General features: G+C 52.0%; 10 protein-coding genes. 7 read left to right on the forward strand and 3 right to left on the reverse strand.

Annotated elements, in window-relative coordinates:
* Positions 1-6 precede the first annotated feature (6 nt).
* The 4 genes from FHI25_RS01745 (at position 7) to FHI25_RS01760 (ending at position 4,528) form a co-directional block, all read left to right on the forward strand.
* The gene (locus FHI25_RS01745; RefSeq protein ID WP_210514453.1) at positions 7-948 is read left to right on the forward strand and encodes an ABC transporter substrate-binding protein; all 942 of its coding nucleotides are present in this window, start codon (positions 7-9) and stop codon (positions 946-948) included.
* Positions 945-2,954 carry a Fe(3+)-hydroxamate ABC transporter permease FhuB gene (gene fhuB / locus FHI25_RS01750; RefSeq protein ID WP_197145705.1) on the forward strand — a complete coding sequence of 670 codons (2,010 nt, stop codon included), beginning with the start codon at positions 945-947 and terminating at the stop codon, positions 2,952-2,954. The genes FHI25_RS01745 and fhuB overlap by 4 nt, the downstream gene beginning before the upstream one ends.
* Complete coding sequence (gene fhuF, locus FHI25_RS01755; RefSeq protein ID WP_210514456.1) at positions 2,951-3,736, forward strand: siderophore-iron reductase FhuF; 786 nt, start codon at positions 2,951-2,953, stop codon at positions 3,734-3,736. Before fhuB ends, fhuF begins: the two co-directional genes overlap by 4 nt.
* A gap of 228 nt (positions 3,737-3,964) precedes the next feature.
* Complete coding sequence (locus tag FHI25_RS01760; protein WP_210514459.1) at positions 3,965-4,528, forward strand: sigma-70 family RNA polymerase sigma factor; 564 nt, start codon at positions 3,965-3,967, stop codon at positions 4,526-4,528.
* Positions 4,529-4,590: 62 nt separating this feature from the next.
* On the opposite strand, the gene FHI25_RS01765 is transcribed toward FHI25_RS01760, so the two are convergent.
* Both FHI25_RS01765 and FHI25_RS01770 read right to left on the reverse strand, forming a co-directional pair.
* Positions 4,591-5,901 carry a SidA/IucD/PvdA family monooxygenase gene (locus FHI25_RS01765; RefSeq protein ID WP_210514462.1) on the reverse strand — a complete coding sequence of 437 codons (1,311 nt, stop codon included), beginning with the start codon at positions 5,899-5,901 and terminating at the stop codon, positions 4,591-4,593.
* A 13-nt stretch (positions 5,902-5,914) separates the two neighbouring features.
* The gene (locus tag FHI25_RS01770) at positions 5,915-8,524 is read right to left on the reverse strand and encodes an amino acid adenylation domain-containing protein (RefSeq protein WP_210514465.1); all 2,610 of its coding nucleotides are present in this window, start codon (positions 8,522-8,524) and stop codon (positions 5,915-5,917) included.
* Positions 8,525-8,842: 318 nt separating this feature from the next.
* On the opposite strand from FHI25_RS01770, the gene FHI25_RS01775 reads away from it, so the two are divergent.
* Genes FHI25_RS01775 through FHI25_RS01785 form a run of 3 tightly spaced genes read left to right on the forward strand, consistent with a single transcriptional unit; the run spans position 8,843 to position 12,476 of the window.
* Entirely contained in the window at positions 8,843-9,925 is a 1,083-nt protein-coding gene (locus tag FHI25_RS01775) for a GNAT family N-acetyltransferase (RefSeq protein ID WP_210514468.1), read from the forward strand.
* Positions 9,925-11,283 carry an MATE family efflux transporter gene (locus tag FHI25_RS01780; RefSeq protein ID WP_210514469.1) on the forward strand — a complete coding sequence of 453 codons (1,359 nt, stop codon included), beginning with the start codon at positions 9,925-9,927 and terminating at the stop codon, positions 11,281-11,283. Before FHI25_RS01775 ends, FHI25_RS01780 begins: the two co-directional genes overlap by 1 nt.
* Positions 11,280-12,476, forward strand: coding sequence for an aminotransferase class I/II-fold pyridoxal phosphate-dependent enzyme (locus tag FHI25_RS01785; RefSeq protein ID WP_210514471.1), 1,197 nt, complete (start codon positions 11,280-11,282; stop codon positions 12,474-12,476). The genes FHI25_RS01780 and FHI25_RS01785 overlap by 4 nt, the downstream gene beginning before the upstream one ends.
* Before the next feature lie 82 nt (positions 12,477-12,558).
* Here the strand turns inward: FHI25_RS01785 and FHI25_RS01790 are convergent, their stop codons facing one another.
* Positions 12,559-13,377, reverse strand: coding sequence for a DUF418 domain-containing protein (locus tag FHI25_RS01790; protein ID WP_210514473.1), 819 nt, complete (start codon positions 13,375-13,377; stop codon positions 12,559-12,561).
* Between the last annotated feature and the right edge of the window lie 90 nt (positions 13,378-13,467).

The raw sequence follows: 13,467 nt of genomic DNA on the forward strand, positions 1-13,467 counted from the left end.
GATTCAATGCATCAACAACATCAGACATGTTCCAGACGACATTTTCTTAAGGGTCTTGCTGGTCTATCTGCCATTGCAACACTCACACCTGTGCTGCCAGAAAGCTTTACACGCTCCGCTAAGGCTGATGTTCCCAAGCGTGTCGTCATCGCAGATGGCGCACTTGCTGAAACAGCACTTGCGATGGGGATCGTTCCGCTTGCCATGGCGGATGTGCCAGGATACCGCGCCTGGGTTCAGGAACCAAAAGTTCCTGAACAGGTCATCAATCTTGGCGCACGTTTTCAACCAAGTCTGGAAAGATTGGCGCAACTTGATCCCGATCTGATACTGACCAGCAGTTTCTATGCAAACCAGTATTCCCGCCTTTCCGACCTGGCCCCGATTGAAAAAATCGACATTTATAGCAGTAGCAAGACGCCCTTCCTGAATGCGATGGCCGCGGCACAAAAGATTGCCGAAGTTACCGGGCATCGGGGCACTGCCGAGATACTGATCTCGGACACCCTAAGCCGCATAGATCAAGCCTCTCGCGAACTTACTTCATCGCAGGCCAGTTCGGTACTTGTCACCAGCATGCTCTCGCCGCGCCACATGCGGGTCTATGGGCAAAACAGTCTGATGCAGGATGTGATTGATCTCCTTCCCGTCAAAAACGCCTGGACAGGCCCCACCAATCATTGGGGGTTTGCGACCGTGACGATCGATCAGATCGCGCAATACTCAAACGCAGCCCTCATCGCGATCAAACCCGTTCCAGACAATGTCGACCGCGCAATTGTACATAGCCCGATCCTTTCGGAACTACCGTCCATCAAACGATTTGGGCTGATCACGATGCCACCAGTAGCAACATTTGGCGGGCTTTTTGCCGCCGGTCGCTTTTCTGATCTGCTTGCCAATGCCCTGACATCGCAAGGTGCTGCTCATGGGGAATTCGCGTCATGACAAGTCAAGCCATGCGCAGACATGCGATCCAATTCCATGCGGTTCCCGTTTCGCTTTGCATCCTTGCCGTTTTGCTAAGCCTGCTGTCTCTGGACATTGAGGCCGGTAGCCTGTCCCCGGCGGCAATATTCGACCTTGCGGCTGGATCGGACACGCGGTCGTTGTTGCTCACCCAGGGCTGGATACCAAGGTTTTTGATTGCACTTGTCGCTGGTGCGGGTCTTGCCGTTGCCGGTGCTTTGTTTCAACACACGTTAAAAAACCCGTTGGCATCGCCGTCCACACTTGGCCTTGCAGGCGGCGCTAAACTGGCGCTGACACTGGTGACGCTCTATGTGCCGGGTGCGCTTGCCATCGGTCAGGAAACGATTGCACTGTTGGGTGCACTTGTTGTCGGTTTTCTGGTATTTGCCTTGGCGCGCCGCAGTGGCTTCTCGCCACTGATCGTCATCCTGACAGGTATGATAATCGCGCTCTATTGTGGGGCAGTAACAACTGCCTTGGCAATAATTCACCATGAATGGCTAAAAAGCCTGTTTATCTGGGGAAGCGGCGACCTTACCCAAGACGGTTGGTATATCCTTGAACCATTGGCAGCGAAAGTATGCATGGGTGCGGCACTGGCTGTCGCCTTGGCTCGACCGCTTGAAATGCTTAATCTCAGCGATCATCAGGCGACCGTCCTTGGCGCATCGCCAGCACGAATGCGACTACTTTGCCTTTTGATCGGCTGTTGGCTTACGGCAACCATTGTTGCAGCGGTAGGTATTATCGGGTTTGTCGGACTGGCTGGACCAGCCATTACGCGAATGCTGGGCTTCAGACGGTTGCGATCAAAACTTCTGATGTCTGCTGTTTTCGGCGCCGTACTATTGTGTGCTGCGGATCAAGGTGTTCAGGTTTTATCGGGATATATTGGGACATTAGTGCCTGCTGGCGCGCTGACCGGGATTCTCGGTGGACCGCTTTTAATCATTATGATCCGGCAACTGCGCAGCAATTCTCAACCATCGCAAAACACGTCGCCCGCCCCAGAACCTGATCAGCGCAACATTAGAAATCACTTGCGCGTTCTGGCTGGTGTGCTTCTGGTGATCATAGGGGCGATTTTGGTCGGTCGAGATATTCACGGTGACTGGCAACTTCAATTGGGTAATGCACTGAATACCGTCTGGCCGTGGCGCGGTCCGCGTATTCTCGGTGCAATGGCTGCTGGAACCATGCTGGCAATTGCAGGCACCATATTGCAACGCATGACGGCAAACCCGATGGCAAGTCCCGAAAGTCTGGGTGTCAGTGCAGGTGCTGCAATCGGTATGATTGCGATTGTCTTCCTGATCGATGCACCAACGGCTTGGTTGCAGATTTCTGGTGCAGCAATTGGTGCATTCATTACCCTGGGGGCGATCTTTGCGCTTACCCGAAAATCGGGATACGCGCCGGAACGGATTTTGATTGCCGGTATTGCGATTGGTGCTTTGTTTGATGGCTTCATCGCATTTCTGATGGCCGGTGGTGATCCCCGCGCAACACGCTTGTTGGCCTGGAGTTCGGGATCAACATACGGCCTTGGCTTCGACCGCGCGAGTGTTCTGGCAATCATTGCTGTGAGCGCCTTACCCATTCTTCCAGCATTTGCCCGTTGGCTTAATCTGTTTCCGCTGGGGCCTGTGACAACCAAGTCGCTCGGTGTCGATCTGTCGATCTCGCGCGGGGTTATGCTGATGTTTGCTTCTATCCTGACAGCGGCAGCTACTTTGTTGGTTGGCCCACTAAGCTTCGCCGGTCTGATTTCACCGCATCTGGCAAAACTGGCCGGATTGCGACATGCATTACCGCATACGGTCGGGGCCGCGCTGATCGGAGCTGCTTTAATGGTTGCCGCTGACTGGCTTGGGAGAATGTTATTCTTTCCTTGGGAAATTCCGGCCGGACTGATGGCCGCTATCATTGCCGGGCCTATCATGGTCTGGCTGCTTATGCGCGTCGGGCGGGGTGCCTCATGATGAATGCCCTTCAAAACGGCTCTGAAAAGAACGCTTCTCCCGCCATCGGCAATTCCCCTACCACCCGATCACTGTCTGAGATCAAAACCGATCTCTTTCAAGGACCCTATCAAGGGCTTGGTGACCGGCATCAGATCCTGACGACGCACAGTGGCGGAATTGATTGCTTTGCGCTCCACGATCCTGATTGTTTGGCACCACTTCTTGATCACTATTGCCAGGCAAAATATCCGCAAGATGATCGGCGTGCCGCCATCTCGATGTGGTCACAATGGTATTTCGGAGTTCTGTTATCCCCTGTGCTGGTTTTGGCCGCAGCAGGCGAAGCAGTCCTTACGTTTCAGCCCAACTTTATCAGTCTGACAACGGACGATAATCAATGTCCGGCCGGGTTCGAGATTCATGACCGGCAGGTGCATGAGTTGAAAGAAAAATCGATCCCGCCTGATCCTTGGGCTCATCTGGAATGCCTGATTGACGGACATCTCGAACCGATGGTTGCTTCACTGGCTGCATCGTCAAAAGTTTCGCCAAAGGTGTTTTGGTCCAATATTGGCGTTGTCGTTGCTTACGTTGAGAAACATGTCCTGAAAAACACCAGGGTATCGCTTGCACCACTGATCAACGACGTCAAGCGTCCAGATGGCAATCGAAACCCGATGGCGAACCCCTACAGCACCAAACAATCCGACGATGGCACCCCGTCAAGACGTGTCTGCTGCCTTCGCTATTTACTGACGTCCGTCGACACTTGTCCAAGCTGCCCGCTGGCGAAACTTTAGATTTCTCGCAGGTAGTCTGCTTTCCTGCGACATGAAATCCGCTCTGCAGAATTCCTTACTGAAGCTCATTGAAAATCCCGTCTTATGAACAACGGACGGATCTGATTTGCCATCAGATCCGTCCGAGTGACAAAAGATGATCGACCCCGTGGAGAGTGCAAACTGCGTCCCAAATTTGCAAGTGACTATTATTTTCACTAATGAGCAAACTAACGGAGACATTCGGAAATGCACCAAGCAAGCCAAACTGCCCCACTTCCAAAAGACCAATTTCAGCGACAAGCTTTGCTAACTATCGCCAAAAGCCAAGAGGGGAAATTGCGACGCGTTGCCCAGTCTATCGTAAAATGTCCCCATCTGGCGGATGACATTGTTCAGGATACCTATGCCAAACTGCTCACTGCACAAATAGACACAGAAGTCACCACACCAAGTGCCTTCATAACGCGCATTGCTAGAAACATGGCAATCGACAAGGTCCGCCAAATTACGTTCGAACGCACTCTTTTCGCGGACAGCGATCCAACTGATCTTTGTCCTGCTGGAAACGCAGACTGCCCCGAAGCACGTCTCAGTGGTTGCCAGGCCCTTCGGGTCATTGAGAACGCATTAAAAGAGCTGCCACCACACGTGCGCACCGCTTTTTACCGGCATCGCGTGGACGGGTTCGCGCAAAACGTCATTGCAAAGGATATCGGTGTCTCCAAAGCATCTGTTTGCGCATACATCCATCAGGCCGATCAGCGATGCCGTCAGGCACTCCATAATGTAGAACTGACCCGTCCAGCATAAGGCTTCCGGTTCTGCAGCCTGTTCACTAAGTCGAACAGGCTGCAGATTTCAGTTTGCCGTCCCTAGCCCCAGGCCTGCACGACAGCACTACCTGCCCGGTCCCCAGTACCGGCAACCCAGTCAACAATCGGTGGATTTTGATCAAGATTGAAGACATTCTTGCCTGTCAGAGCATTTACAATCTTAGCACTTCGCCAAGCCATCAGGCTTAGTTGAGGCTCAAAGATCCCCAAATCGATCCTGCCGGCATTTTGAACAAAGATGTTTCGGTCAGATGGTCCATCCCATTGGGCACGGAATTCCGCATCCAAGCGGTAGGCACCTGATGCCCCCACTTCAAGAAGTGAACGCAGTGGCGCCATGAATTCCGGCAATGTCGTTTCATAACCGGTTGCCAGAATCAGCGCATCCGCATCGAAGAACTCGACATCCTGATTAAGCCCGTTTCTGGCAGCAATCCTCATTGTTTCACCATCTTGCTGAACCTGAAAGACTTCACGTTGCGGCAGGAGCCGACCGGCAACATGGCCCTCCTGCAGGTAACGCTGCCGGTATAGCAGCTGATAAATCGACTTGAGCGTTGAAAGCGATGCACCATCACTGGCAAGCTTTTGTCGAGACATCAAATCCTGTTTATAGGCATCCGGCAGACCTGCGAAGACATCTGCATATCCGGGCGTGAAATACTCATTCACAAATGGAGTATCATCAAGGGGTTCGAAATTGTCGCGACGCGATAACCAGAGAACTTCTTCAACACCTTTGACGTTTCCACCAAGCAGATACTCAACAAGTTCAGCACCACTCTGTCCCCCGCCAATAACGGCAATTCTCTTGCCGCGCAGCTTTGGCAAATTCGACTTCGCTTGGCTTGTGTGAAAGCATTTATGCTTGGGCAACTGGCGCGCCCAGGCGGGAATAAATGCAGGCTTGCCGACACCAATGGCAAGATTGCTCGTGACATAACTTGTATGATCCGTACGAACCTTAAAGTCTTGACCATCGAATGCGACTTCGCGCACCACATTGTCAAATGCCAAGCCTTCCAAATGGTCTGCAACCCATTTCAGATAAGCGGCGAATTCCCGTCTTGGCACCGCGGCAAAATCCGCGTTCATGAAATCAAGCATGCGTTTCTGGCCAACCATGTAAGACAGGAAAGACCATTTGCTCGTCGGATTGGTTAGGGTCACCAAATCTTTCAGAAACGAAGTCTGAAGCTCAACACCGGGCAGCATCATGTCCGGATGCCAGGCAAATTCAGAACGTTGCTCAAGAAAGATTGAAAACACATCAGCAACCCCGTCCAGCTGCGCAGCAAGACTAAGATTGAAAGGACCAATTCCAATCCCGACAAGATCCAATTTATCCATCGTTCAAGTCCTTCTATTTGCTTGAAAATTTCATATCGGCTGGTTGTTCGAAAGCGTTCGTCAAACGTTTGCCAAACCGCGTGTGGAATGCCGGATCACCGATGATCGTCAAATGATCCGTTCCTGGAATATGCTCAGGGGCCTCGGCAAGGCGTGAAAGTGACTGCCAATCAATCAGATCAAGTTTTCGACTGACCGTATCGCCTGCAAGCCATGAAGCAATCGGCACGTCATAGGGCAGAAGTTCATGACGGCGGAAAACAAGGGCATTGTCGATTAGCACCCAGAACGTATGTTCGCGCGTACCGATCCCCGGCCCGTCTGTGGGCAGCCCGAATTCGCTTTTTCCCACAAAATGGACAAACTGCGCATAAGCAAGGTCATCCATCAGCGCCAAAAGGCGTTCCCATTCTTCACGCATCTTGGTTTTCTGCAGCCAGACCCGAATGCGTGCTTCAATCTCGGCCCACTGCCCCGGCTGGAATTTTGGCCGTGCGTTCAGATCAAAATCGTCGTCCATGTCACAGACATCAACCATTCCGACAACTCGCAAATCGATGTCATTCCCCAGCATTCGCGCAGCTTCGTATGCAAGCAAACCACCCCAGGACCAGCCCAGAAAGGCGCAGGTACGTCCCTTCGCTTCCCGATAAACCAGCTCTGCATATCGCGAACTGATATCGGTGACCGAAACATCAAGTTCCTGATTTTCTGTAAGCGAGTGGCACATGAAGCCCACGGCGGATTGATCCTCGCCCAGACTTTTCACCAGCTTCATATATTCGCGCGTGCTGACAAGCAGCCCCGGAAAGCAATAAAGCACAGGCTGATCGGGCTTGCCTTGCTGCAAATGCACGATATCCGCCCCCGGCTTGCATTCGGGTTCAGACAGCGCCAACAACAAGCTTCGGATGGTCGGAAAGTTGAAAAGATCCGTAATTTCCGCATTGCGTTCAGGAAACTGATCGCGAACTTTTGCCAGTACACGCAGGGCTGTTATCGAATTCCCGCCGATCTCGAAGAAATTATCGGTCACTCCGACTTCATCGAGACCCAGTGCGGATTTCCAAATGATCAACAGAGCGGCCTCGTCGTCATTAGCTGGCTTGATTATGGCCCCCTCGCGACGCGGTAGCGGCAACTGTGATTTATCGACCTTGTGATTGGCATTAAGTGGCAACATCGTCATTTCAATGATGTAGCTAGGCACCATTGCGCTTGGCAGCAGGTCCTGCAACCGCACACGAACTGAACGGGTATCAACCGATGCTCCGGAACGCGGTACGACATAGGCAATCAGTTCCAACCGTGAGGCAACTTCAGCTGCGACGACGACACAGTTGGCAACATCATCAAACCCACGCAAAACTGTTTCAATTTCTGCCGGCTCGATACGGTGCCCACGAATTTTAACCTGATCATCGACCCGTCCAGCAAACTGGATCATGCCATCCGGAAGGAATCGGCCCAAATCACCGGTGCGATACATTCGTGCATGATCATTCAGCGCAAAATTATCGTGAATGAACAGATCGGCGGTCTTTTCAGGCAAGTTGTTATATCCACGGGCAACACAATAGCCGCCAAGATGTATCTCACCGATTTCGCCGGGTGCGACCGCGTTGCCATCCGCATCAAGGATATAGGCCCAACGATCTCCGACCGGTCTTCCGATCGGGGCTGTAACGGTCTCACAAAGCCGGTCCTGAGCGACACGCCACAACATGGGTGTCATCACGGTTTCCGTCGGACCATAACCGTTGATCAGATAACGAGAATTGATGGCCCGCGCGATCCGGTTGAAAGTTTCCTTTGGCATTGCCTCACCGCCAAAGGAACAAAGTATCAGATCAAGAGTCTGGCCCTTCTCGCGAAGCCACCCTGCCAACTCATGTACATAGCTGGTCGGAAATGAAGCATGGGTCACGCCATGTTTGCGAATGGCGTTAACTGTGTCTTCCGGCGTCCAGAGTAATTGGTCAGGCAATAAAATACTGCCACCTGCCATCAACGGCACGATCCAGCGTTCATGACCACCATCAGATGAAAATGGAAGAAACGGTAATTCTCGCGAATCTTCATCCATCAGATAGATTGGCCCGGTAGCATTCAAATGGTCAATCAACGGGCCTTGATCCACCATGACCCCTTTAGGTTTACCAGTCGAACCGGACGTGTAGATAATATAGGCAAGCTGATCGGCAAGCGGGGCGACGGCGAGGAAGTCGGCTTCCGACGTGTCGAGCTCATCGACAAGAACAACCTCAAGCTCCTGCTGACCAAGAACCGTCAAATCCCTGCCGGTGGTAACAGCGTAACGTGCATAACAATCAGTCAATACGTGCTGATTTCTGGTCTCGGGGTGCTGCGGGTCCACGGGAACAAAAGCCCCACCAGCTTTCCAGACACCAAGAATGGCTGCAATCGCCATCGCAGATTTCGGAAGCGCAACAACAACAACGTCACCACGCTCGACCCCATTGGCAATCAGAGCGCAGGCAATCGCATCTGACGTTTGTTTCAGGCGCTTTCGCGACCAAACCTCATCTGTTGTCAGGATGGCCGGGCGGTCGGGATCATCGTCGCAAAAACGGTCAATGACTTGGTGCGGATATCCTTTCATCCGCCAGGGTTCCACCGCCCATGGCAAACCAACAACATCTTCTGAAATTGAATGAAAACCGGGTTGCGAACTCGGTTCGTTTGATGGGTTTAAGGACGCGGCATTTACCGCCTGAGAACCATTCATGGTCGTCTCCACATTGGCAAAGCAAGTTTCAAGCATTTGCACCAAAGACGAACCGTCACCTGCCAAGTTCAGAAGTTTCTGCATCTCGAATCGAAAAAATGCACCTGAACTTCCAATCCTCTCATCCGTCCGGACTACAGAGACTTAACGAACCCAATCGGGTTGGAAACTTAGACATCAGGAGATCTGAATATGAATGTCATTGCATTAGAAGCACCAACTCAAAACTCATCCCAGAAACTGGAAGTTCCTCACTTTCAGAACGCCGGAAACTGGCACTCGTCCATCGAGGACGGACATATTCAGCTTTGTGGGGAAAGTGAAAATCATGACTTCTATTTCACCCTCTCACCGGACCAGATCGTACTTGATGATGTTGCAAGCCTGACGCTTAACGTTCTAGATGCCAAAGGTTTGGCTGCGCTGGGCGAAGCACTTCTGATTGCTCATCCTTCTCGATCTGAAATCAAACTTCCCCCGCAATTGGATCCGGAATGGACAGCGAACATGTTTCGCAACGGTCTGATTTCTCATTCAGGTGACAGCATTGTTGTCAGTTCACGCAATCTCTATCAACTAACGCTGAACTGGTTGGCACATCCCGAACGCGACCCTTTCCCTTTGCGTTACACGTCAACCAACGGACGCCGTCATCCAGTCCGTCGCCCAAGTGCCTCGCACACACTTTATGCGCGTTACATCCCTTGGATCGACAAAACTATCCGGTTTGAACGCGCGGATATTCGTCGTCATCTCGGGTGCTTCCATAAATGGATGAACGACCCGCGCGTCGACGTCTTTTGGGAAGAGTCCGGCTCAGAGGAAAAGCACGAAGCCTTCATCCAAAGCCGACTGGATGATCCCAGAACCGAGCCGCTGATCGGGTATTTCAACGACACCCCATTCGGGTATTTCGAGCTCTACTGGGCACAAGAAGATCGCCTTGGCGAACATTATGATGCAGATGACTTTGACCGCGGCTGGCATGTTGCCATTGGCGAAGAAGCATTTCGCGGAAAGGAATATCTGACCGCATGGCTTCCGTCTCTGATGCATTACATGTTCCTTGATGACCCAAGAACGCAACGCATTGTCGGTGAACCTGATGCAGGCCACAATCAGCAAATCCGCAACCTTCTGCGTTCAGGCTTTGCCGGCATTAAACAGGTTCGTTTCCCACACAAGACGTCACTTCTTGTTATGTTGCTGCGCGAACGCTTTTTTGATGATCGACTGTATGTTCCGGACTTTGTCCACGATGAGGATGCTTCCTGATGCGAAAGCGTGCTCTTCCGGACCTGAATGATCCGGCGATTATGCGATTGATCCTGCGACTGGCCCTGCCATCTGTGGCGGGGCTTTCGATCAATGCCATCAATCAGGTCGTCGATGCCTTCTTTGTTTCCCAATATGCGCTTAGTGCCATGGCGGGGGTAACTTTATCCATTCCCTGCTTCATGCTGGTCGGTGCAATCGGGCACGGATTGGGCCTAACAGCCTCAACCGAAATCGGTCGTGCACTTGGCAGGGACAATGTCCATGATGCAGCAAGAAGCGCATCCCTTACCTTGGCTTTGGCCATTGGCTTTGGCGTTAGCGTTGCCATCCTGATCACATTATTCCACGGACCAATTCTGCATCTGCTCGGTGCGCGCAACGAGGTTTTCACCGAAGCTTCCATATACATGCGAATTCTTGGGGCCTGCTCTGTGCTGGTACTGTTGCAGATCGTCTGCGATTTCATTGCAATCGGTGAAGGTAACAGCCGATTTTCGATGTACACCTTGCTCGGGTCGTTTGGTCTGAACATGGTACTTGACCCGATACTTATCTTTGGATTCGAATTGGGGGTTGCAGGGGCGGCGTGGGCAACGATCATCTCACAGATCGCGGCCCTTTGTGCGTATGTCTATTACTTCAAAAAGCGCCTTGGACGAATACATCCCGATGTCGGAGCTCTTCACGCGCTTTCTTGGCGCAAAGCTCTAGTACCGTTTGGCAAGCTCGGCATTCCAGCCAGTACAACCACTATTCTGGCATCAATATGCTTTGCCGCTCTGATGCAGGCAGCCACCAGACATGGCAACGAAGAAGAACTGGCAGGATTGGCCATCTCGTTGCGTATCGTGCTTCTTGCCATTCTTCCGATCATCGGCTTTTGTCTGGGTTCACAACCCATCCTGAGCTACGCAGCAGGTGCAGGTAATCAGGCACGGTTTGAGGCCGTGTTTAAGGGCATCCTTCTCTATTGCGCAGGCTTCTCGATTACCTGCGCAGTTATTGCCTTCCTGTTCGGGGATTGGTTGATTGCCGCCTTTGTCAGCAAAGCGGAATTGATCACCTTTGGGGCGCATTTGCTCGATATCCTTGCCATACAAGTCGCGTTCGTTGGCATCTATCAACCGATGGTATCGCGCTTTCAGGCTGCTCATAATGCGCGGTGCGCTGCCATCGTCAGCATGGCACCACAGGGCTACATTCAATTACCACTGGCGCTATTTTTACCCATGGCATTTGGCTTGGACGGAATTGTCATGGCACCTGCGCTTGCGGCCGGACTGACTGCACTCATTGCCGTTTCTTTGACGTTTTCTGATCGCAAAACACTCTTGATCAAGGAGCTTTCATCATGAACGAGCTACCTTCAAAGCCACTCTCGCTGCAGGACCACGGATCCCGGCATCACGATGCATTTGATCCCAACTACGAGCGCCACTTCCGGGCGGTTTCCCAACCAATTTATCAAACGTCGCTATTTGCATTCCGTGACTTTGACGACATGGCAAATGCCTATGCCGGAAATCCTGACGGTCCCATCTATGCTCGTGGTGACAATCCCACCGTAATGGCATTCGAACGGGAAATTGCAAGATTGGAAAACACCGAAGCATCCCGTGCCTTTGCAAGCGGGATGGGGGCAATCAGTGCAACCGTCATGGCACTTGTCGAACCGGGAGACCGGATCGTTACCGTTCACAATGTCTATTCGGATGCATATCGGCTTTTTGAAACCATGCTCAGACCAATGGGCGTAGCCATCGACTATGTCGATGGCACCAAGACAGATGCTGTAATTGACGTCATTTCAGGTGCAAAACTTTTGTTCCTTGAAAGCCCGACATCTCTGACATTTGAGCTCCAGGACCTTGAAAAACTGGGCCAAGCAGCGAAAGAGCAAAATGTTATCACCGTTATCGACAACTCTTGGGCAACACCGGTTTTTCAGCGCCCGGCCGATCACGGTATCGATCTTGTCATCCATGCCGCGTCGAAATTCCTGTCTGGTCACAGCGACACTGTTGCCGGCGTCGTCACCGGACGAAAGGACCTAATCAACAAAATCAATGGTTCAACCTTCCCTTATCTCGGTGGGAAACTTGGTCCGTTTGAAGCATGGCTTTTGCTACGTGGCCTCGACACACTTGAGCTGCGCATGCAACGACACGCTCAAACCGGTGAGTATTTGGCCACAAGCTTGCTCAAGCACCCAAAGGTCTCCCAAGTGCTCTATACCGGGTTCAGCAACCATGCTGGGAAATGCACATTGCATGGCCATTCGAGCCTGTTTTCCATCATTCTCGATGAGACGGTCGACATTCGAAATTTCAGCAACGCCCTTCGAACATTCAGGTTAGGCGTAAGTTGGGGTGGTCCCGAGAGCCTGATCGTTCCCGCTGCTGCGGTACTTCACCAGAAATATGAAATCAGTGCGTTTCGTCATTTCCAGTTGGACCGGCAACTTGTGCGCATCTACTGCGGGCTGGAAAACCCGTCTGACCTTCTGGCAGATTTGGAACAGGCAATCGATGCTGGGACAACCAGTTAAGCCACGGCTTAGGCCAATCCTCTGAACAGGAAAGGTAAAGGGCGCCAAACTGGCGCCCTTTTGCATTTCCGACTATTGTAGCTTAACTGCTAACCGACACAACTCCTTGCCGGGAGTTCGGCCTTGTGAGAACCGCCAAAATCAATTCAAGCGGTCCGCGTGATGCGAAGCGGAACCAAAGCTTGGCAAAAACGATGCACCCCAGATACATCACAACTGAAATCCACAAACAATCAGCCAAACGAACCTGATTGTGTATACCGGCACCGTAACCAAAGAACACCAACCCCATAGCCAATGACATTCCCAAATAGATCGTCAATGACATGCGGCCAGCAGGCGCAATGAATGCAACCAAACTGCTGCAAGCCGTTGCGCGAAAAGCGACAAGACCATATGCAACAAGAACGATGGACAATGGCACCGCAAACAGCGGGCGCAAAACCAATGTCATCATAAAGAAGCGCTCTGGCTCAAATGCTGCGGGCAGCGATGCAAGCGCCCCATAAAAAAGGCTGCCAACAATTCCCGGAAAGGCGGCAAACACCGCAATGGTGCGTAATTTGGCAACAAGAGCATCAAAGCCGTTTTCATCACAAAACCGCGCGGCAGCTAGTCCTGAAACCATGGCAGCAGCAACAAGCAGGTAGTTGCTCCAAAGACAATAAAGCTGGAAACTGGCCCAACTCTCAAGACGCACCGCCACTACATCGGCAAAACTCCCGGTCGCCAGAACCACCGAAACTGGTATCTCTGGCGCGACATAAGGCGATGGGTTCACTGTCAGGTTCACCCCAAAAAGCGCATTTCCAAGTACAGCCATTGCCCAAAGAGCAACACCACAAACCATAAGTCCGCGAACAGACATTTGCCGAACGATCAACAAAAGCAGCCCGATCACGGCATAGGGCAACAAAATGTCTGCTTCGAAAAGGAATACCAGATTCACAACGCCGAACAGTGCCAGCAAACAAAGCCGCCGCACATAAAA

Source organism: Thalassospira sp. ER-Se-21-Dark, assembly GCF_017922435.1.
GTDB lineage: Bacteria > Pseudomonadota > Alphaproteobacteria > Rhodospirillales > Thalassospiraceae > Thalassospira.

Excerpts from the sequence above, each read along its gene's own strand:
- FHI25_RS01745 (WP_210514453.1), top strand. The coding sequence starts at position 7 with ATGCATCAACAACATCAGACATGTTCCAGACGACATTTTCTTAAGGGT.
- FHI25_RS01760 (WP_210514459.1), top strand. The coding sequence starts at position 3,965 with ATGCACCAAGCAAGCCAAACTGCCCCACTTCCAAAAGACCAATTTCAG.
- fhuB (WP_197145705.1), top strand. The coding sequence starts at position 945 with ATGACAAGTCAAGCCATGCGCAGACATGCGATCCAATTCCATGCGGTT.
- FHI25_RS01765 (WP_210514462.1), bottom strand. The coding sequence starts at position 5,901 with ATGGATAAATTGGATCTTGTCGGGATTGGAATTGGTCCTTTCAATCTT.
- fhuF (WP_210514456.1), top strand. The coding sequence starts at position 2,951 with ATGATGAATGCCCTTCAAAACGGCTCTGAAAAGAACGCTTCTCCCGCC.
- FHI25_RS01785 (WP_210514471.1), top strand. The coding sequence starts at position 11,280 with ATGAACGAGCTACCTTCAAAGCCACTCTCGCTGCAGGACCACGGATCC.
- FHI25_RS01780 (WP_210514469.1), top strand. The coding sequence starts at position 9,925 with ATGCGAAAGCGTGCTCTTCCGGACCTGAATGATCCGGCGATTATGCGA.
- FHI25_RS01775 (WP_210514468.1), top strand. The coding sequence starts at position 8,843 with ATGAATGTCATTGCATTAGAAGCACCAACTCAAAACTCATCCCAGAAA.
- FHI25_RS01770 (WP_210514465.1), bottom strand. The coding sequence starts at position 8,524 with ATGAAAGGATATCCGCACCAAGTCATTGACCGTTTTTGCGACGATGAT.